This window comes from Methylobacterium sp. C25 (assembly GCF_021352225.1).
Lineage (GTDB): Bacteria > Pseudomonadota > Alphaproteobacteria > Rhizobiales > Beijerinckiaceae > Methylobacterium.
In genome coordinates this window covers 173,182-191,478 of the sequence record NZ_JAAUVI010000004.1, presented here as the reverse complement: position 1 = coordinate 191,478, position 18,297 = coordinate 173,182, and the positions used below count along the sequence as shown (strand labels likewise).

Genomic DNA, 18,297 nt, shown 5'->3' with positions numbered 1-18,297 from the left:
GTCAGCGGCCGAACCAGGAGGCGACCGGATCGACGACGTAGGAGGCTGCCGACGAGATCCAGGCCAGCGCACGGGTCGTCAGGCCGCGCCTTTGCGAGCCGTCGGAAGCGGCGGTGCGCGCCGTCAGCTCGGCGGCGACATAGGCGTCCTCCTGCGCCTTGCAGGCGGCAAGCGCCGCGCGCTCGGCAGCGCGCTTCTCGATGCTCAGCGGCTGGCCGGAGAAGTGCTGGCGGACGCAGCGGTGCCAGTCCCCGCGCAGGCCATCGAGCCCGCCCTGCTGCTCCTGTGCCAGCGCGGGCGAGCCGGCGAGCCAGCCTGCAGCGACGAGGGCCGCAAGGGGGGCGGACAGTCTCGAGCCTCGCATGTCAGGCCTCCTCCGATCCGACGGATTCGCTCCGAGAGAGGGCCGGCGTTCCCGGCTTGTTCTCGGGTCCATGGAACGAGGCAGTACGTGATTTGGGTAACGAAGGCTGTAACCCGGATGCGTCAGCCGATCCCAGGATGAGCCAGTGCGGAGATTTGCCGCGTCAGCCGACGAGGGCCGTCACGCAGGTGCCGAGCAGCGTCACCAGGCCGATCATCACGATGAACCTCAGATCCTCGATGCGCTCTCTCATGACTCTCTGCCCTCTCCTCGGGCGGTAAGCTGGCAACCGCTCATCAAGCTCAATGACCGGTTAGCGGTATTGGTAAAGTTGCTCCGTGCGTTTCGTCACCAGAACCCACATGGGACCGGGGCAAACACTTGGAAACACGGTTGCCGAACGCTGAATCACGCCATTGGTTGCAGTGGTATCCGCAGAGATTACTCTCGTCCCACCTCCACCCGCACCTCGGGCGAAAATGTCTTGCCTTCCACCGGGTTGGCCACCCAGCGCGTGCGGCCGACGCGCAGGTCGTGGCCGGCGTGGAAATGTCCGGAAATCCAGGCCTGCGGGCGCTGCGCGTCGGGGAGATCCTCCAGCACGGTCGTCGCGTAGAAGGCCGGCACCCACCAGGGCACGCCCGGCGCATTGCGAAACGCATCGGCGGCGAGCGGGCTCGGCGGGTGATGGGTGACGGCGACCGTCGGCCCGTCATGCGGTTCGGCCAACGCCGCCAGCAATGCCGCCTTCTGCGCGCGATGCGCCCGCATGGCATCCTCCGGCGACCAGGACGAGCCATCGGCGTTGCGGATCGAGCCGCGATATTCGCGTGAGCCGGTGACCGGGTCCGTCATCCGCGCGGCGGCATAGGCCACCGGATCCTCCGGGCGGTCGGGCGTGTCGGTCTTCAGCCAGCGCCCAGCCAGGGACCAGTCGCTCCACAGGGTCGTGCCGACGAAGCGCACGCCATCGATCGCCGTGCTCGCACCGTGCTCCAGCAGGTGCAGACGGGCGCCCTCGGCGGCGAGGCGCGCGACCTCCGCACGCAGGGCGTCGAGCAAGTCCGGCGCGGTACGCGGATCGCCGGTCGGCGCATAGTGCTCGTGGTTGCCCGGCACGAGAACCACGGGCCGGCCCCCGGCAAGCGCCAGCACGGCCGCGAGCCCCTGCTCGGGATGGCCCTCGAACAGGTCGCCGGCACAGACCAGGACGTCGAAGGGCGCCGAGGGCCGCGAGATCAGATCGGGACGGCGGCGTTCGAGATGGAGATCGGAGATCGGAAAGAGCAGCATCAGACGTTCATTGCGGCCCGGCGCTCGGCGCGCGCGGCCTTGAGGATGTCGAAGGCGGAATCCGCGTTGAGGATCGCGATGCCGATGCCGACGACGAGATCCGGCCAGGGCGAGAGCGTCACCGCGGTGGCAAGGCCGGCCACGATGATCGCGATATTCGCCGCCACGTCGTTGCGGGCGGAGAGATAGGCGGCCTTGGTCAGGCTGCCATGGCCGCCGCGATGGCGGGCGAGCATCAGAGCGCAAGTGAGGTTGACGAGGAGCGCGCCGATCCCGGTGAGTGTCAGCGGCAGGGGGGCGGGCGGCGCCATGTCCGCGACCTTGTCCCAGGCGGCCCAGGCAGCGCCAATCGCCGGCACCAGCAGGATGAAGGCGAGCCCGGTGCCTAGCCGCGCCCGGTTGCGAAGGCTCCAGCCGAGGCCTGCGAAGATCAGGAGGTTGATCGCCGCGTCCTCGAGGAAGTCGAGGCTGTCGGCGATGAGCGCGACCGAGCCGATCGTCAGGGCGACGGCGATCTCGATGCCGAAATAGGCGAGGTTCAGCCCGGCGACCCGGACGACTACCGGCCGCAATCCTGAAGCTGCGCCCTGCGCGTCCATCCTGTCCGATCGCCTCGACCCGGCGGCTGATCCGCCGCCGGGAGGCCCCTAGCCGAGAAGGAAGGCCGGGGGCAATTCAGCGGCCCTGCTCTCAGGGCCGATCAGGCTTACCAACGACGATAGCCGTGGCGGTAGTAGCGCGGGCCGGGGCGGCCGACGATCACACGCGGGCCGGGGCGCGGTCCGAAGAAGCGCGGGCCGTTCGGGCGACAGACGCCGTAGGGATTGGGATGGAAGCCGGGGCCGCAGCCGAACCGGGCTTCGGCAGCGCCGCTGCCGGCCAGGACGGTTCCGAGGGCCAGGAGGCCCAAACCCGCAAATTTCCAAGTCATATGCTTCTCCTCGGTTGTGGCCAGGGGGCCGGTCGCGCCCCTCGCGCCACCGGGTCTGTCCGCCCCGTCCGTCCTCCGACGGCCCTCGTTTCGCGGAACCGCCGCGCCCCCATCTGGTTCGATGCGTCGTGAAGTCGAGGGCTTGACGGCCAAGCTTCTTCGCCGATCGCGGGGACGCGCGGCGTCGGTTCGTCCGGCGAAAGCAGGAGGACACAGGCCGGCCAAGACCCGGCCCGTCGCCCGGAAAGGCCTGCGTAATGATACGCGTCGCGCTCGCGAATGAAGGCCGCCGGGCGTATCAATGGCGCACTGGATTTGCGTGGCCTCCTGTGCGAGGCCAAAGCTTTGCCAAGCCCACCTTCTTCGTGGCGGCACAGGAGAAACTCAACGATGCTGCCCGAACTTCGTATTTTGTATTTTGAGGATCTTGAGGTCGGGCTCACTGAGACGCTGAAGAAAGAAATCTCGTCCTCCGACGTAGTGGGCTTCGCCGAGATCACCGGCGACCGCAATCCGATCCACCTGTCCGAGCACTTCGCGGCGCGCACGCCTTTCGGCGCCCGCATTGCCCACGGCCTCTACACGGCCGGGCTCATCTCTGCCGTGCTCGGCACCCGTCTGCCCGGCCCCGGTGCCGTCTACATCAGCCAGACGCTGAACTTTCGTGCTCCCGTGCGCATCGGCGACACGGTCGAGGTGATCGTCGAGGTGGCCGAACTGATCCCCGAGCGCCGGCGCGCCCGCCTGTCCTGTACCTGCAAGGTCGGCGATGAAGTGGTGCTCGACGGCGAGGCCCTGGTGAAGGTGCCGAAGAAGGAGGAATCCGACCCGGCCAGCATGCGCATGGGCGGCGGTAGGGCTTGAGGGCCCTGTCATTCCGGGGCTCGCTGCAAGCGAGAACCCGGAATCCAGAACCACAGGCTATGCCTGATCTTGCGCCACCTGCGGTTATGGATTCCGGGTTCGCCTCCGGCGCCCCGGAATGACGGGCAGGGTCCGAATTCGGTAAGGAAAGCCTAGCCAGGCGCCCCCTCCTCCCTGCGTGCCGCGAATGCACTTCGCGCACGGTTCTGGAGCGGCATGAGCAAACCCGAAACCATCCCCATCGACGATCCCGCGGATCCCCGCCTCGCAGCCTATGCGGCGATCCGCGAGCGTGATCTCGTCGGGCGACAGGGGCGCTTCATCGTCGAGGGCGACGTCACCTTGCGGTTGATGCTGTCGCCAGGTTCGCGCTTCCGCACGGAGTCGATCCTGCTGCTGCCGGAGCGGCTCGCTGGCCTCTCCGACTGTCTCGGCGCCCTGCCCGATCCGCCGCCGGTCTATCTCGCGGGGCGCGCAGTGATGAGCGCGGTGGCGGGCTTTCCGATCCATCGCGGCGTACTCGCCGTGGGCCTGAGCGGTACGTCGCTGGAGCCGGACGTGTTGATCCCGGTACCGCCCGCCCCGGCGACGGTGCTTGGCCTCGTTGGGTTGACCAACCACGACAACGTCGGCGGCCTCTTCCGCAACGCCGCCGCCTTCGGGGCGGATGCAGTGCTGCTCGACCCCGAGACCTGCGATCCGCTCTATCGCAAGGCGATCCGTGTCTCGGCCGGCGCGGCGCTGACCGTGCCTTTCGCCCGCGCGGCGAGCGCGGATGCGCTGCTCGATCTCGCGGAGCGCCACGATCTGGTGCCGCTGGCGATGACGCCGGGCGCCGAGCACGACATCGCGGATGCCCCCCTGCCCGCCCGCGCCCTTGTTCTGCTCGGCAGCGAGGGACCGGGCCTCGCCTCCGGGTTCATGGCAAAATGCCGAAAGACCCGGATCGGAATGGCGCCGGGCTTCGACTCGCTCAACGTCGCCACCGCCGGTGCGATCGTCCTGCGCGAATTCTGGCGGGCGCGCGGACGGGTCTGACAGTCGACGCAGGGCTCAAACCAAGCGTTGCATTGCGCGCGACATTGCGCTGCAATTGCCGCAGGGCGGGCTGGGGCCGAGATCACTCGAGCGAAGGTTGGCTTCGAGAGGGCGGACGGCATTGCTTCAGTCGGGTGAGCGTTTGCGGAGCCTGTCGGGCCGTCGCGTCGCGGTGGTCGGCGCCGGCCCCGGAGGCCTCGCCACCGCTCTCCTTCTCGCCAAGGCTGGCCTTCACGTCACGCTGTTCGAGCGCGACAAGGCGGTGGGGGGGCGGACCAAGACGGTCGAGGCGCCCGGCGGCTACCGCTTCGACATCGGGCCGACCTTCTTCCTCTACCCGCAGATCCTCGCCGATATTTTTGCCAATTGCGGCGAGCGCCTCGAGGATCACGTCGAGATGCGGCGCCTCGACCCGATGTACCACCTGCTCTTCGAGGGCAAGGACGGCCTCTCGGGTGAGATTCGCGCCACCGGCGACGAGAGCCGGCTCCAGGCCGAGATTGCCCGCATCGCACCTGACGATGCCCGCAACCTCCCCGCCTTCTTCGCCGAGAACCGGACCAAGCTGAATCGGTTCAAGCCGGTTCTGGAGCAGGCCTTCGACCGGTTCTGGTCGATGGTGAGCCCGGCCATGCTCACGGCCCTGCCCCATCTCCATCCGGGCCGCAGCGTCGACGGCGACCTCAAGCGCTACTTCGCCGACCCGCGCGTGCGCCTCGCCTTCTCGTTCCAGACCAAATACCTCGGGATGAGCCCGTTCCGGTGCCCGAGCCTGTTCACGATCCTGTCGTTCCTCGAATACGAGCACGGGGTCTATCACCCTGTCGGAGGCTGCGGGGCGGTCTCGGAAGCGATGGCGGGGCTCGCCCGGACGTTGGGCGTCGACATCCGCCTCGGCGCGCGCGTCGAACATGTGCTCTTCGAGGGAAAGCGCGCCTCGGGCGTGATGGTCGATGGCGAGCCCTTCAACGCCGATGCGGTGGTGCTGAACGGCGATTTCGCCGGTACGATCCGAGCGCTCGTGCCGGAGAGCCACCGCCCGCGCTGGCGCGACCGCAAGGTGGAAAAGTCCCGCCTCTCCTGCTCGACCTTCATGATGTATCTCGGCATCGAGGGCAGGATGCCCGAGGGGCTCGGCCACCACTCGATCCTGCTCGCCAGGGACTACCAGCGGAACATCGCCGAGATTACCGGCGGCACGCTGTCGAAACAGCCCTCGCTCTACGTGCAGCATGCCGGCTTCACGGATGGCGGCATGGCGCCGCCCGGCCATACCGCCCTCTACGTGCTGGTGCCCGTGCCGAACCTCAAATCCGGCATCGACTGGGAACAGGCGCGGCCGGCCTATCGACGGCTGGTGCTGGAGCGGCTGAGGTTGCTCGGCATCGCCGACATCGAAAGCCGCCTCCGCTACGAACGCGTGCTCGACCCACGCGATTGGCGGGACGAGTTCGCCGTGCACCAAGGCGCGACCTTCAACCTCGCCCACGACCTCGGGCAGATGTTGTGGTTCCGCCCTCACAACCGGTTCGGGCCGGGCCTGTATCTCGTCGGCGGAGGCACCCATCCGGGCTCGGGCCTGCCGGTGATCTACGAGGGCGCACGGATCTCGGCGCGCCTGCTCATCGAAGACCTCGTCGGAGCCAAGGCGCCCGCCCTGCGGGAATTGCCCGGGACATCGCCGCTCGCCACGTGAGCGGCGATGTCCCGCTGCGGCTACTTCGTGCCGCAGCCGATGCAGATGCCCTTCATGATCTTGTCGTCCCGCTTCATCACGTCGCTGCGCGCCTCACGCGTATCGGACCGTTCTGGGCCGGCCGCAGCGCCCGGCGGCTTGGTCTGACCGACGGCCGTGGTGTTCGGGGCCCTCATCGTGGAGGCGGGGCCGCCGCCGGTACCGGTCTGGTCGACGGACTGGGCCAGGGTTGGTGCAGCCGTCGCGGCTGTGATCAGCAGAAAGGCGGCGGCGATGGATCGCGCGGACATCGGAATACTCCTCGTTTCTTCAATCAACGTCCGAGCGCGGCTGGAAAGTTCCTGCGTCGTGGGTCTGGGGCGCGGCGGAGTCTCGCGTTGACCGGTCCGATCTCGCTTCTAGCTTCGCATGAGCGCCCGGCTTCTCGGCCGGTCTCGATGGGGTGGCCTCGACCATGAGCAGCGGTTCTTCGGTCGCGGTGATCGGCGGCGGTTTGGGCGGCCTGGCCTCGGCCTGCGTCGCGGCGGCACGCGGGCACCGCGTGACGCTCTACGACAAGAACTCGTGGTTCGGCGGCAAGGCGGCCGTGCTGCACGATGGCGGCTTCCGTTTCGACATGGGGCCGACCATCCTTACCGTGCCACGCGTGCTGGAGCGGATCTTCGCCGAAGCCGGCCGCGACGTGCACGAGGCGCTCGACCTGCGCCGGCTCGATCCGCAATGGCGCTGCTTCTTCGAGGACGGCTCGCGCATCGACCTCGTCGAGAACGTCGACGCCATGGCGGCGGCGATGGAAAGTTTCGCTCCGGGTCAGAACGCTGGCGAGGGCTACAGAAAATTCCTCTCCATTTCCGAGACCCTGCACGGCGTCTCGGAACGATTCTTCTTCTGGAAGGCGGTGCAGGATCTCTTCGACACGATCGACATCCGCGCAAACATGAACCCGGCGACCCTGCGCGACGTGCTCTCCCTGCGTATGCATTCCACCGTCGCCGCCACGATCCGCGGCAAGGTCAAGGATGCCCGGCTGGCGCAGATGCTCGACCATTTCGTCCAGTATGTCGGCTCCTCGCCCTACGGTGCGCCGGCCGTGCTCTGCGCCATCGGTCACATGCAGGTCTCCGAAGGCGTCTGGTATCCGATGGGCGGCACCCGAGCCGTCGCCGAGGGGCTCGCGAAGCTTGCCACCGATCTTGGCGCCGTGATGCGGCCGGCCGAAGAGGTGAAGGGCCTCGACATCCGCGACGGCGTGGTGCGCGGTGTTCGCACGGCTGAGGGGATCACCGCCTACGATGCCGTGATCTCCAACATGGATTCCGTGCGCACCTACCGCGAGCTCGTCGGCGGCGAGACCGGCAGGGCCTATGCGGCAAAGACGTTCGAGCCGGCCTGCTCGGGCGTGGTGCTCTATCTGGGGCTGAACCGGCGCTACGAGCATCTCGGCCACCACGACTTCGTCTTCTCCCGTGATCCGCAGGAAGAGTTCGACTTCATCTACCGCAAGGGCGAGCCGGCGCCGGACCCGACCGCCTATCTCGCGGCGCCGTCGCGGACCGATCCATCGGTGGCGCCGGAGGGCGGCGAGGCGCTCTATGTCCTGGTGCATACGCCGTATCTGCGCCCGCACCACGATTGGAAGACGATGTTCCCGGCCTATCGACAGGTGATCCTGGACAAGCTCAAACGCACTGGGGGAATGCCGGATCTCGAGGAGCGCATCGTGGTCGAGCGCCACCTGACGCCGCAGGACATCCATGAGCGCTATCACGTGCTGAACGGCGCGATCTACGGGCTTGCCTCGCACGGGCGGATGATGGGCGCCTTCAAGCCCGGCAACCGCTCGCGAGAGGTGAAGGGCCTTTATCTCGCGGGCGGCGCGGCCCATCCGGGGCCAGGCATGCCGATGGTGATGATGTCCGGCTGGATCGCCGCCGACGCCCTCGATTCCGACCTGAGGGCGGGGGTGCGGCCCGGCCTGCGCGAGAGCGCGTGAACACGCCCCACCGCGCCGCCCCGGCTCGCTCCGAGCGCGTCTGGCGCTTCATGGCGGCGCATTTCGCGCGCTTCCTGCGCCGGCACATGAACGCCCTGCGACTGGCCCGCTGGGGCGCGCCGCGCCAGGCCGATCATCCGGGGCCGCTCGTGATCTACTGCAATCACCCCTCCTGGTGGGATGCCGCGGTGCTGATCCTGCTGGCCGACCGGTTGTTTCCGGGACGGGCGATGTTCGCGCCCTTCGACGCGCGGACGCTGGAGCGCTACGGCATCTTCCGCCGTCTCGGCGCCTTCCCGGTCGAGTTGGAGACGCGCCGCGGGGCCGCGCAGTTCCTGGCTTCCGCGCGCACGGTGCTGGCTGAACCGAGGCACATGCTCTGGGTCACCGCGCAGGGCCGCTTTTCCGACGTGCGCAGCCGTCCGCTCGATCTGCGCCCCGGCATCGCGCATCTCGCCGAGATCGCTCCGGAGGCGCTGTTTCTGCCCCTCGCTCTCGACTACGCCTTCTGGGACGAGCGTGGCGCCGAGGCCTGCTGTGCCTTCGGCGAGCCGGTCCCCGCCCGTGACCTCCTTGCGCTGAACCGCGGCGAGCGGCTGGCCCGGCTCGAGGCTGCATTGACGGCGACGCTGGATGCGCTTTCTGCCGACGTCATGGTCCGCGATCCCGCCCGCTTCGTGCCGGTGATCGAGGGTGCACGCGGGATCGGCGGCGTCTACGACCTCTGGCGCCGTGCCGTGGCTCTGGCGCGAGGCCGGCGCTTCGATCCGGCCCACGGCGCGGCCGAGGCCGAGCGGAAGCCGTGATGGTGACCCTCGCGCTCATCTCCCTCGTCCTCGCCCTGCTGCCGGCAGTGCTGGCCGCCGTGAACATCCGGAGCCTCGCCGCGCCCGAGCCGATACCCGCCGCGACGGGACTCGTCTCGATCCTGATCCCGGCCCGGAACGAGGCGGCGATCATCGCCGGCACCGTCCAGGCGGCACTCGCGAGCGAGGGAGTCGCAGTCGAGGTGCTGGTCGGCGATGATCAGTCCACGGACGCCACGGCCGCGATCGTGACCGGAATGGCCGAAAGCGAGCCCCGTCTGCGTTTGGTCTCGGTCCCGGCCCTTCCCGAGGGCTGGACCGGCAAGAATAATGGCTGTGTCGCCCTCGCCGCGGCTGCCCGGGGCGAGCGCCTGCTGTTCATCGATGCCGACGTGACGTTGGGTCCGCATGCCGCTGCCGCGCTCTCGGCCCATGCCGAGCGCAGCGGCGCGGCTTTGGTCAGCGGCGTGCCGCGCCAGGTGATGCGGAGCTTGGGCGAGATGCTCACGGTGCCCGCCATCAATTTCCTGCTGCTCGGTTTCCTGCCGATCCCGCTGATGCGCCAGCGTCCCGACGTCTCTCTCGCAGCGGCTTGCGGTCAGCTCGTGATGGTCTCGGCCGATGCCTATCGCGAGACGGGCGGCCACGGGGCGGTGCGCGCCTCGCTTCATGACGGCGTGATGCTGCCCCGAATGTTGCGCGCATCAGGCTTCCGGACGGATCTCGTCGCCGGGGCGACGCTCGCCGACTGCCGGATGTATTCGAGCTTCGGCCAAGCCTGGGCCGGCTTCTCGAAGAACGCACGCGAGGGCATGGCGACCCCGCGTGCCCTGCCCGTCTGGACGATCCTGCTCTTCGGCGGCCACGTCCTGCCCTGGCCGTTGCTCGCGGCTGCGCTGGCGGCCGGACGGCCGGCGGCTGCGCTGACCGCGTTTGCCGCGGGCGTCGTCTCCCTCGGGACGCGGGCTGCGATCACGCGCGCCTGTGCCGAGCCGCTCGCGACGATCCCCCTGCACCCCTTTGCGATCACCACGGCGTTGGCGATCCAGTGGGCGGCCTTGGTGAGGGAGGCGCGCGGACAGGCGCCAGCCGCGTGGAAAGGGCGCAGCTATCCCGTTGGGCCCCACTGACCTGACGGGGTTGCCGGTCTTGCGCCACCCTGCGCGGTGGTGGAACGACGCGGCCTGCAGCACGTCCGTCCGACCAAGTCACGATGCCCGCGAACCGCTCGAAACCCGACTTGAGGCCCTGTTTCGCCGATCGGATTAAGCAAGCCGTCATATCCCGCGATCACGCTCTTGCGCGATGATGGGTGCGGCGATGTTCTGGGCATTGTTCGGGTTCAAGGGGCGATTAAGTCGTCTCGCCTTTTTCGGCTGGAGCATGATCGTTGCCTCGGTCGCCGGTGTCGGCGTCGCGCTCGCGACGTTGGGCTTCGTCGCCGGTCTCGCGAAGGGCTCTGGCGACACGCTCGTCGGGACGGGGCTCTTCGTGGCCATCGGCGTGATCCCGATGCTTTGGACCAGCACGGCACTCACCACGAAGCGCCTGCGCGATGCCGGTTTTCCTCCGAGGCTCGTGCTGCCTGCAATGTCGGCCTTTTCCGCCTACGAGGCGATGGTGCTGGCGCCTCAGACGGGTGAGCATTCCTTGCTCGCCGGAATCATTGACGGCCACCCGGCCGGCCTCGCCGCCAAAGGGGTCTTCGCGTTGGTCCTGCTGTTCTGGCCGAGCGTGGGCGTGAGGGGCGACGGGAATTCCGACGAGAGAAACCGGAAGGGCGAGGCTTCGTGGCACGAACGCGCGCTCAAAATCGCCTCAGAGCCATTGCCGCCGCCGGAATCGGCACCGGCGCACGCGATCCCAGAGCCTGCCTACGCGCATGCCCCGCCCGTCCGCACTTTTGGCCGACGCGGCGTTGTGGGCTGACGTCAGCCCGCGGTGGCGGTCTCGGCCAGGATCCAGGCGGCGGTATCTGGATCGGCGCCCGTCACCGGCAGATGCAGGATGATGGGCGTTTCGTAGGGATGGCGGGCCTTCAGCGCGGCACTCAACGCCTCCGCCTGGCCCTCGCGGGTCTTCAGGATCGCCACGACCTCCTGCCCGCGCTCGATCTCGCCTTTCCAGGCATAGACCGACTCCATGCCGGGCAGCACGTTCACGCAGGCGGCGAGGTGCTCACGCACGAGCGCCTCGCCGATGGCGAGGGCCGTCTGCGTATCCGGCATCGTGGTGTAGACGAGGAGCGGGCGCTCCATGCTATGCCTCTCATCGAAGATGCGTCCGGCCGCGAGTGAGACCTCGCGCCATCCCGGCGTCAACAACGTTCGAAGGCGGGTCGACGGTTTCGATGGCGGCGCGTTTCCACCGGATCGCCTTCGTCGCGAGCCCGACCTCCGATGCCCGCGAAGCTGCCGAGGCGCTGATGCGCCGCTACGACCACGTCACGCCGGAGGAAGCGGACGTCGTGGTGGCGCTCGGCGGCGACGGCCTGATGCTCCAAGTGCTCCACCGGTTCATGGACGGTTCCAAGCCGATCTACGGCATGAACCGAGGCACCGTCGGCTTCCTCATGAACGAGTTCCGCGAGGACGGCCTGATCGAACGACTGGAGAACGCACAGCGCAGCGTGATCCATCCGCTCTCGATGGTCGTCACCGACACGGAGGGGCGCACGCATGAGGCGCCGGCGATCAACGAAGTCTACATGCTGCGCCAGACCCACCAGACGGCGAAGCTGAGGATCTCGATCGACGGCAAGGTGCGGCTGCCCGAACTGATCGCGGACGGCGTGCTGGTGGCGACGCCGGCCGGCTCCACCGCCTACAACTTCTCGGTCGGTGGGCCGATCCTGCCGCTGAACGCGCAGCTTCTCGCACTCACGCCGATCTCGTCATTCCGGCCGCGGCGCTGGAACGGCGCATTGCTGCCGAACCACGCGCGCATCCATATCGAGGTGCTGGAGGCCGCGCACCGGCCGGTGGCGGCGGTGGCCGACCACACCGAATTCCGCCGGGTCCGCACTGTTGAGACCTGGCTCGACCATGCCACCGACCTCGTGCTGCTGCACGATCCCGGCCACAGCCTCGACGAGAGGATTCTTCGCGAGCAGTTCGGCTGATCCTGCCTGGGAGGCATTTGGCGCCTCCTGACCTGTCAGGCGGCCATCCGGAGGCGGTCCGCCCGGTAGCTGGCCATGATGCTCTCGGAGATCAGGCTCTCGACCAGCGCCGGGCCGTCCTGAGCGGCCGGCTCCCGCGAGGGAACCGATAGCAGCACGGGGGCCTGGTTCTGCTCACTGGCCTTGCTCGTCAGCATGACGGCCGGCGCTTGATTGTTCTCCGGCGGAGGCTCGCGGCTCGCCAGGAAGCTCGCCATCAGCGAATCGGAAAGTCCGTCGAGGACGGCACTCGTCGCCTCGGCCTGGCGGCGCTCCTGCTCGGCCCGATAGCTGGTGATGATCGCGTCGGGCAGTTCGTCGAGGACGCGGGAGATCCGATCCGACACCATCGGCTCCTCCGCCGCGCTGGGCGCGAGCTGCCGGGAGGGGATCGCGACGGCTTCCGGCAGGAAGCCATCGCTCTGGCGCTCGGCCGCCTCGATGCGCAGGATCGCGTCACGCGCGGCCTCGTCAGCCAGGGCGCGGGCGTGCTCGCGGGCCTCTTCCCGGGCGGCCTCTGCCTCGAACCGGGCGAGCAACTGCATCAGGCTGCGGCTTTCGGCGAAAGGCATCTCCTCGCAGGCGGTCAGAGCCCGCTCGATCATCCGGCGCGCCAGCCGGGCGCCTTCGATCTCGGCGGCGCCCGTCGCGCCCTCGCGCCAGGCCGAGAGCGCGGCCTGGATCGCTGGCAACAGCAGGGCGGGTAGCCCGGCGCGGCGATGAAGCGCGGCGAAGCCTGCGCCGCGCGGCTCGAACATCAGCCCGGCGACGCGCGCCCGGCTCAAACCCGAAAGGTCGGCGAGGGCCGCCTCGGCGAAAGGCATGCGCAGCGTCAGGATGGCGCGCAGGATCAATCCGGCATTGAGCTGCCCCTGCGCCCGCAGGTGGGAGACCAGCCGTGCCAGCCCGGCCTCGCCGGCCTCGTCGCTCAATGACAGGGCGGCGCAATCGCGTGCCTCGCGGTGGATGCGATCGCCGCGCTCGCGGCTGAGCCAGCCGCTGGCGAGCCCGAAGGAGGATAGGGCCTCGGAGACGCGCGCGGAGAGCGCGTGGCGTACCTCGATGCCGATGCCGGGCCTTGCGAGCAGCGCCTCGCGCAAGCGGGCATCGTCGCCGTGCCGCTCGACCATGCGCAGCAGCGCGGCGACGCCGACCCTGGCGTAACCGTTGCGGGCGAGGACGATGAGCGACGGGGCGCCCGCCACCTCGGCGAGTGCGGCGGCCACCGGCATCGATATGTCGGCGCGACCGGCGATGGCGCACCGGGCCGTCTCGCAGCCGATCGCCGCGCAATCGACGAGGTCGGCATCCATCAGCACGGGGGATCGGGCGAGCACCAGGCAGGCGATCTCGGGCTCGGCGGAGGCCAGCGCCACGATGAGTGGGCGCGGCGCGGATGGCGATGCGGCGCAGGCCTCCGCCAAGGCGCGGCGCACCAGGGCCGACCCGTCGTCGAGGAGCGCCAGCAGCGCGGTCTTGGCCTCCCAGGCCGCCTCGGGGGCGAGGTTGCCGTGGCAATACGCTCGGCCGAGGGCCGCTGCGGCCTCGGCGCGGCGTTCCACGGAGGCGGTCTGCGTCGAGAGGAGGAACTGACGGAGGGTCATTGGCCGTTCCGAAGTCCGAGGGTGGAGAGGAGATCGAGGAAGCCGCCGGAGCCAGCCTTGGCGGTCTGGGTGACGGCGGGCGTGTCGGTTGCCGGCTGCTCCTCGACGACGGCGGCCGGGGCGGCCGCGACCTTCGTGGATGCCGGCGGCGTCCGCTGCTGCAGCTCCAGCGCGGAGGGGCGGCGCGGCGGCAGCGGCACGAGGATCGGTGCGGTCTTTGTGGTTGCGGAGCCGATGGAGCCGATCGAGCCCGTGGTCTCGGGCTCGGAGACGGTCGTGCTCGCCTCGGAATCGGAGCGCGGGAAATAGGTCGGCGCGCTGCGCGCGGTCTCGGTGCTGATTCCGCGGTTCTGCCAGAGCTTGGCCACGCCGGGAGAGATCGCGCCTTGGCGCCGGTCGGTCTGAAAGAGGCTGCGCAGCCCGTCGTCGAGGGACGCATAGGCCGTGGTGGCCTCCGGCACGTTCGCGGTGCCCGCGACGGCGCTCTGGCCGCCGGCCGTGCTGGTCGACAGCATCGCGTAGAGCTCGGCCGAGCCGCGGGCGCGGCCGGTCTTGTCGTAGAACAGGCTGCGGTTGGAGGCCGCGGCTTCCGGCAGGTCGCTCGCCGCGGGACGTGCCGGGCTGACCTGGGCCGAATTGATCAGCGTGGCGGCGCCCTTCGCCCCGAGCACATGCGCTGCGTAGAGGTCGCCGCTGGTCGGTTCGCGGCCGAGCGACGCACCGAGCGCGTCGCGGTTGCGCTGGGTCAGCGCTCCGGCCATGGCCGTGGCGACGCGCGGATCACGACGCAGGTCGAGGATCTGCTGCTTGGTTGCGGCGTCGGCGACGCTGAAGGTGCCGTCGGGCCGCGCCGTGATCGCGTCGGCATAGGAGGACAGGCCGAGCTTGGCCCCGGCCGCCTTCATGGTGCCGAGCCAGGTCTGGTCGATGAACTGGAACAGGCCGCTGGCCGAAGAGGTCGCGGCCTTGGCCGTGGGGTCGAGGCCGGATTCGCGCTTGGCGGTGGCGAGCAGGTATTCGAAGCCGACTCCGCTGGACTCGGCGCCGCTGCGGATCGCGTCGACCACCGATCCGTTCGGAGAGCTCGCCGTGCCCGTGACCGTGCGGCCGCTGCCGGCGGTCGAGCCGGTGTCGCGGGTGCCGACGGGGGCATTGGTGAACAGGAACATGGATGATGTGGCCGAGCGGCCTAACGCTGTGCCGCGTAACGGACTTTCCTGCCGTTATGGTAAAGGAAGCTTGAAGACCTGCGGCCGGGCTGCGTCCCGGTTCGGCGCGCGAGGGGGTTGGGGTGCGCTGTGCGGGCCTATCTGATCGCCGATGGCGCGAAAGAGCCGAATTCGTCCTGCGCCGATGCATGGGTCGTCGATGCGCGTGCCGCACATCCGTCATTGCGGCTCGCAACGATGCAGGGGGCATCCGGACGGCGCTCCGTGCCACTGCTGCTGCGTGTCGATGAAATCGATGCCAGGGATCTCGATGGACTGGCGGAGCTTCGTCCCGACGCGATTCTGCTGACGGCGAGCCATGGGCGCGACATCGCCCGCCTTGGAGCGCACCTCGCTGTGCATGAGGCGGAGCACGGCCTGCCGGATGGCGGCATCGGCATCGTGGCCCTCGTTACCAGCGCTGCCGGGGTCCTCGCCGCCGCGAGTTTCGCGGGAGCGAGCCCGCGCCTTCGCGGGATCGGCTGGGATGCGGCGCTTGCGCAAGAACTCGGCGCGCAGCCCGTCACGGTCGAGGGAGACTGGTCACCGGTGTTGATCCACGCGCGCGCCATGGTTCGCCTCGCCGCCTCGGCTGCAGGCGTCGTGGCGATCGAGGCGGCTTATCCGGGTGAGGATCCTGAAAAAGTGATTGCCGCGGCGCGCCGCGACGGGTTTGCGGCGATCTTCGCCCGTGACGCGCGGCAGGCCGAGCTCATCCGGGCCGAATCGTGAGCGCTAGGCCTCGACGACCTCGTAGGCGTCGGGGCTTTGCATCAGCGTGGCGACGAACGCGTAAGTGAGCTTGTGCGTCGGCCGGTGCGCGACGATCCGGCCGACGAGGGGCCGCCCTGCGAGCATCAGGTCGCCGAGCAGGTCGAGGGCGTTGTGGCGCACACGCTCGTCGGGGAAGCGCGCGCCGCCGAGCACCCAGGGGCCGACCTGAATCGCGGCTCGCCCGAGCCGGACGCCGCGCAGAACCGGCTCGCCGCGCGGATGCGCCATGCCGGCTCGAATCCCATCGGTGAGCGCAGTCGGCAGATCCGGCCATGGCGCGTTCGCTACCGGTCCGCCGGCTGGCTCGGCAACTGCCCGCCGTCCGATCGGACGCAGCAGCGGCGCCAGGACCCGGGTCGCTACCGGGCCGAAATCCCAGAGCCGGCTGACCTGGCCCGAGGAGCGGCTGGCCGCCAACTCCTCGGCGAAGGTCTTCGCAGACGGATGGCCGCGCCACGCCTGCACGCCGCCCGCGTAGTAGGACTCGCAGGTGACGTCGAGTTCGAGCGACGCTGCCGGCTCGGCCCTCACGAAACGCTGGCCCATCGCCACCTGGATCGGCCGGGTGATGCGGAGGAGGCGTCGCGGTGCGGCCTGGGTGGTGAGACCAGCCTGGACGATGGCCGCGCACCAGTCGCGCGCGCTGCCGTCGAAGATCGGCATCTCGCGGCCCTCGACCATCACCAGCGCGTTGTCGACACCGAAGGCCGACAGGCTGGCCGCGAGGTGCTCGATGGTGCGCAAGGTCGTGCCGTCGGGCAGCCTCAGCGCGGTGTTCAGCCGGCTCGGCGCACGGGTCTCGTACGACAGGCCGACCGCACCGGCTCCGGCGACATCGAAACGGATGCCATGGCCCGGCGGCGCGGGCGCGACGGTGACGCGGGCGAACCGGTTGGTGTGGAGGCCGCGCCCGGAGACCGAGAACGGCGCCGCAAGGGTCGCCTCGAAACGCTGATCGACGGGCACTCTGCGCCCCCGTATGTGCTAGCCTTCGTCTTTATGCGAACCGTGCCGTTTGTCGCCTGCGAAAACTGCAGACGGCTTCGCGGGTTGACCGCCCGGCCGAACCGGCCGACCTCGTGGTCGAAATCCTCTATGGAGTCCGAAGCCCCTGCCCTCCCCGAACCCCTCGCGCCGCCACGCCGATCTCGGCTCAGACTTCTTCGACGTGGTCGCCGCCGCGCGGTTTCCGCAAACCATCCTGCGCTACCGCAACCAGCCCTGGGCGCAACGCGTCGGCCTCGACGGACTGTCGGAGGCGGAGTGGATCGCGCATTTCGGGCGGTTCGAGCCGCTGCCCGGCAGCTTCGAGACCCCGCTGGCGCTCCGCTACCACGGCCATCAGTTCCGCTCCTACAACCCCGATCTCGGCGATGGCCGCGGCTTCCTGTTCGCCCAGCTGCACGATCTGCGTGACGGGCGGCTCCTCGACCTCGGCACCAAGGGCAGCGGCCAGACGCCGTGGTCACGCGCCGGCGACGGGCGGCTGACGCTGAAGGGTGGCATGCGCGAGGTGCTGGCGACCACGATGCTAGAGGCGCTCGGTGTCTATACCTCGAAGTCGTTCAGCCTGATCGAGACCGGCGAGGCGCTGGAGCGGGGTGACGAGCCCTCGCCGACCCGTTCCTCGGTGCTGGTGCGCCTGAGCCATTCCCACATCCGCATCGGCACCTTCCAGCGCTTCCTGGCGCTGGGCGAGACCCGGAACATCGAGCGGCTCGTCGACCATGTGGTCGCCACTTACTACCCAGAGATCCGCGAGGAGACGCTGGCCGACCGGACGATCGCCTTCTTCGACGCTCTGATCGCGCGGGTGGCGAGGATGGGCGCGCAATGGATGGCGGCGGGATTCGTGCACGGCGTGCTGAACACCGACAACATCAACGTCACCGGCGAGAGCTTCGATTACGGCCCGTGGCGCTTCGCGCCGACGCATGATGCGGGTTTCACCGCGGCCTATTTCGACGAGTACGGGCTCTACAGCTTCGGCCGGCAGCCCGAGGCGCTGTTCTGGAACCTCAGCCGGCTCGCCGAATGCCTGATCCCGCTCACGGAGCAGACGCGGCTCGAAGCGAGCCTCAAGGGCTTCGGACCGGCGCTTCAGGACGCCTTCGCCGACGCGATCCTCTTCCGGCTCGGACTGGCTCGCCCGAGCGACGAGCAGGCGTTGCACCGGCTGATCTCGGCCTTCTGGAGCTTCATGGCCAAGAGCCAGATGCCCTTCGAGCAGGCCTTGTTCGACTGGCGAGGCGGACTCGCCAGCGAGGCGCGGGCGGCGGCGAGCCCGGCCGCCTCCTTCTACGCAGGAGACGATTTCAAGCCGGTCCACGCCGCTCTGCAGGATCTGGAGCCGTCAGCCGACGCCCGGCTCGACCATCCCTATTTCGCGGGAAAACCCTGCACCATGCTGATCGACGAGGTCGAGGGGATCTGGCAGCCCATCGCGGAACGTGACGACTGGTCGGCCTTCACGGCGAAGCTCGCCGCGATCGACACCATGGCCGACGCCTACGGGACGCGGCCCCTGTCGGCCTAGGGATGGCCAGGACGGGCGAGCCCGAGGTGG

General features: G+C 69.4%; 19 protein-coding genes. 10 read left to right on the top strand and 9 right to left on the bottom strand.

Annotated elements, in window-relative coordinates; all coding sequences use genetic code 11:
* Position 1: 1 nt before the first annotated feature.
* The 4 genes from HCU64_RS13465 to HCU64_RS13450 form a co-directional block, all read right to left on the bottom strand.
* Positions 2 to 364 carry a hypothetical protein gene (locus HCU64_RS13465; protein ID WP_233384486.1) on the bottom strand — a complete coding sequence of 121 codons (363 nt, stop codon included), beginning with the start codon at positions 362 to 364 and terminating at the stop codon, positions 2 to 4.
* A gap of 441 nt (positions 365 to 805) precedes the next feature.
* Positions 806 to 1,657, bottom strand: a complete 852-nt coding sequence (locus tag HCU64_RS13460; RefSeq protein ID WP_233384485.1) for a metallophosphoesterase — start codon at positions 1,655 to 1,657, stop codon at positions 806 to 808.
* Positions 1,657 to 2,256, bottom strand: a complete 600-nt coding sequence (locus tag HCU64_RS13455; RefSeq protein ID WP_233384484.1) for a cation transporter — start codon at positions 2,254 to 2,256, stop codon at positions 1,657 to 1,659. Before HCU64_RS13455 ends, HCU64_RS13460 begins: the two co-directional genes overlap by 1 nt.
* A gap of 107 nt (positions 2,257 to 2,363) precedes the next feature.
* Positions 2,364 to 2,588: a GCG_CRPN prefix-to-repeats domain-containing protein gene (locus tag HCU64_RS13450; protein ID WP_233384483.1), complete on the bottom strand. Its 225-nt coding sequence runs from the start codon at positions 2,586 to 2,588 to the stop codon at positions 2,364 to 2,366.
* Between the two features lie 390 nt (positions 2,589 to 2,978).
* On the opposite strand from HCU64_RS13450, the gene croR reads away from it, so the two are divergent.
* The 3 genes from croR (at position 2,979) to crtI (ending at position 6,186) form a co-directional block, all read left to right on the top strand.
* Positions 2,979 to 3,452, top strand: coding sequence for a 3-hydroxybutyryl-CoA dehydratase (gene croR, locus HCU64_RS13445; protein ID WP_183505516.1), 474 nt, complete (start codon positions 2,979 to 2,981; stop codon positions 3,450 to 3,452).
* Between the two features lie 216 nt (positions 3,453 to 3,668).
* A complete protein-coding gene (locus HCU64_RS13440; protein WP_233384482.1) occupies positions 3,669 to 4,490 on the top strand; it encodes a TrmH family RNA methyltransferase in 822 nt (273 codons plus the stop codon).
* Between the two features lie 121 nt (positions 4,491 to 4,611).
* Positions 4,612 to 6,186, top strand: a complete 1,575-nt coding sequence (crtI, locus tag HCU64_RS13435; protein WP_233384754.1) for a phytoene desaturase family protein — start codon at positions 4,612 to 4,614, stop codon at positions 6,184 to 6,186.
* 20 nt (positions 6,187 to 6,206) lie between these two features.
* On the opposite strand, the gene HCU64_RS13430 is transcribed toward crtI, so the two are convergent.
* On the bottom strand, positions 6,207 to 6,476 hold the full coding sequence (locus tag HCU64_RS13430; protein WP_233384481.1) for a hypothetical protein: 270 nt from the start codon (positions 6,474 to 6,476) through the stop codon (positions 6,207 to 6,209).
* 164 nt (positions 6,477 to 6,640) lie between these two features.
* Between HCU64_RS13430 and HCU64_RS13425 the strand changes: the two genes are divergently transcribed.
* The 4 genes from HCU64_RS13425 to HCU64_RS13410 all read left to right on the top strand — a co-directional run bounded on the left by HCU64_RS13425 (position 6,641) and on the right by HCU64_RS13410 (position 10,914).
* Positions 6,641 to 8,179: a phytoene desaturase family protein gene (locus HCU64_RS13425; protein ID WP_233384479.1), complete on the top strand. Its 1,539-nt coding sequence runs from the start codon at positions 6,641 to 6,643 to the stop codon at positions 8,177 to 8,179.
* Between the two features lie 50 nt (positions 8,180 to 8,229).
* The gene (locus tag HCU64_RS13420) at positions 8,230 to 8,985 is read left to right on the top strand and encodes a lysophospholipid acyltransferase family protein (protein WP_233384753.1); all 756 of its coding nucleotides are present in this window, start codon (positions 8,230 to 8,232) and stop codon (positions 8,983 to 8,985) included.
* Positions 8,985 to 10,115, top strand: coding sequence for a glycosyltransferase (locus tag HCU64_RS13415; RefSeq protein WP_233384477.1), 1,131 nt, complete (start codon positions 8,985 to 8,987; stop codon positions 10,113 to 10,115). The genes HCU64_RS13420 and HCU64_RS13415 overlap by 1 nt, the downstream gene beginning before the upstream one ends.
* A gap of 190 nt (positions 10,116 to 10,305) precedes the next feature.
* Complete coding sequence (locus tag HCU64_RS13410) at positions 10,306 to 10,914, top strand: DUF805 domain-containing protein (protein WP_233384475.1); 609 nt, start codon at positions 10,306 to 10,308, stop codon at positions 10,912 to 10,914.
* 2 nt (positions 10,915 to 10,916) lie between these two features.
* On the opposite strand, the gene cutA is transcribed toward HCU64_RS13410, so the two are convergent.
* Positions 10,917 to 11,243 (bottom strand): divalent-cation tolerance protein CutA, encoded by a 327-nt coding sequence (gene cutA / locus HCU64_RS13405; RefSeq protein ID WP_233384473.1) that lies wholly within the window; start codon positions 11,241 to 11,243, stop codon positions 10,917 to 10,919.
* Between the two features lie 92 nt (positions 11,244 to 11,335).
* On the opposite strand from cutA, the gene HCU64_RS13400 reads away from it, so the two are divergent.
* Positions 11,336 to 12,106 carry an NAD kinase gene (locus tag HCU64_RS13400; protein WP_233384472.1) on the top strand — a complete coding sequence of 257 codons (771 nt, stop codon included), beginning with the start codon at positions 11,336 to 11,338 and terminating at the stop codon, positions 12,104 to 12,106.
* Positions 12,107 to 12,141: 35 nt separating this feature from the next.
* Here HCU64_RS13400 and HCU64_RS13395 read toward each other — a convergent pair whose 3' ends face one another.
* A complete protein-coding gene (locus tag HCU64_RS13395) occupies positions 12,142 to 13,749 on the bottom strand; it encodes a DUF2336 domain-containing protein (RefSeq protein WP_233384470.1) in 1,608 nt (535 codons plus the stop codon).
* Positions 13,746 to 14,918 (bottom strand): lytic transglycosylase domain-containing protein, encoded by a 1,173-nt coding sequence (locus HCU64_RS13390; RefSeq protein WP_233384468.1) that lies wholly within the window; start codon positions 14,916 to 14,918, stop codon positions 13,746 to 13,748. The genes HCU64_RS13395 and HCU64_RS13390 overlap by 4 nt, the downstream gene beginning before the upstream one ends.
* 264 nt (positions 14,919 to 15,182) lie before the next feature.
* On the opposite strand from HCU64_RS13390, the gene HCU64_RS13385 reads away from it, so the two are divergent.
* On the top strand, positions 15,183 to 15,689 hold the full coding sequence (locus HCU64_RS13385; RefSeq protein ID WP_233384466.1) for an aldolase/citrate lyase family protein: 507 nt from the start codon (positions 15,183 to 15,185) through the stop codon (positions 15,687 to 15,689).
* Between the two features lie 3 nt (positions 15,690 to 15,692).
* Here the strand turns inward: HCU64_RS13385 and HCU64_RS25425 are convergent, their stop codons facing one another.
* Positions 15,693 to 16,697 (bottom strand): UDP-3-O-acyl-N-acetylglucosamine deacetylase, encoded by a 1,005-nt coding sequence (locus tag HCU64_RS25425; RefSeq protein WP_233384465.1) that lies wholly within the window; start codon positions 16,695 to 16,697, stop codon positions 15,693 to 15,695.
* Positions 16,698 to 16,842: 145 nt separating this feature from the next.
* Here HCU64_RS25425 and HCU64_RS13375 point away from each other — a divergent pair, with 145 nt between their 5' ends.
* The gene (locus HCU64_RS13375) at positions 16,843 to 18,267 is read left to right on the top strand and encodes a protein adenylyltransferase SelO (protein ID WP_233384751.1); all 1,425 of its coding nucleotides are present in this window, start codon (positions 16,843 to 16,845) and stop codon (positions 18,265 to 18,267) included.
* The last annotated feature ends 30 nt before the right edge of the window (positions 18,268 to 18,297 follow it).

What these genes read in the sequence shown, in the direction of transcription:
- HCU64_RS13440 (WP_233384482.1), top strand. Translation starts at nt 3,669, where the DNA reads ATGAGCAAACCCGAAACCATCCCCATCGACGATCCCGCGGATCCCCGC.
- HCU64_RS13465 (WP_233384486.1), bottom strand. Translation starts at nt 364, where the DNA reads ATGCGAGGCTCGAGACTGTCCGCCCCCCTTGCGGCCCTCGTCGCTGCA.
- HCU64_RS13395 (WP_233384470.1), bottom strand. Translation starts at nt 13,749, where the DNA reads ATGACCCTCCGTCAGTTCCTCCTCTCGACGCAGACCGCCTCCGTGGAA.
- HCU64_RS13390 (WP_233384468.1), bottom strand. Translation starts at nt 14,918, where the DNA reads ATGTTCCTGTTCACCAATGCCCCCGTCGGCACCCGCGACACCGGCTCG.
- HCU64_RS13420 (WP_233384753.1), top strand. Translation starts at nt 8,230, where the DNA reads ATGGCGGCGCATTTCGCGCGCTTCCTGCGCCGGCACATGAACGCCCTG.
- HCU64_RS13450 (WP_233384483.1), bottom strand. Translation starts at nt 2,588, where the DNA reads ATGACTTGGAAATTTGCGGGTTTGGGCCTCCTGGCCCTCGGAACCGTC.
- HCU64_RS13455 (WP_233384484.1), bottom strand. Translation starts at nt 2,256, where the DNA reads ATGGACGCGCAGGGCGCAGCTTCAGGATTGCGGCCGGTAGTCGTCCGG.
- HCU64_RS13410 (WP_233384475.1), top strand. Translation starts at nt 10,306, where the DNA reads ATGTTCTGGGCATTGTTCGGGTTCAAGGGGCGATTAAGTCGTCTCGCC.
- HCU64_RS13430 (WP_233384481.1), bottom strand. Translation starts at nt 6,476, where the DNA reads ATGTCCGCGCGATCCATCGCCGCCGCCTTTCTGCTGATCACAGCCGCG.
- HCU64_RS13415 (WP_233384477.1), top strand. Translation starts at nt 8,985, where the DNA reads ATGGTGACCCTCGCGCTCATCTCCCTCGTCCTCGCCCTGCTGCCGGCA.
- HCU64_RS13400 (WP_233384472.1), top strand. Translation starts at nt 11,336, where the DNA reads ATGGCGGCGCGTTTCCACCGGATCGCCTTCGTCGCGAGCCCGACCTCC.
- cutA (WP_233384473.1), bottom strand. Translation starts at nt 11,243, where the DNA reads ATGGAGCGCCCGCTCCTCGTCTACACCACGATGCCGGATACGCAGACG.
- HCU64_RS13460 (WP_233384485.1), bottom strand. Translation starts at nt 1,657, where the DNA reads ATGCTGCTCTTTCCGATCTCCGATCTCCATCTCGAACGCCGCCGTCCC.
- croR (WP_183505516.1), top strand. Translation starts at nt 2,979, where the DNA reads ATGCTGCCCGAACTTCGTATTTTGTATTTTGAGGATCTTGAGGTCGGG.
- HCU64_RS13425 (WP_233384479.1), top strand. Translation starts at nt 6,641, where the DNA reads ATGAGCAGCGGTTCTTCGGTCGCGGTGATCGGCGGCGGTTTGGGCGGC.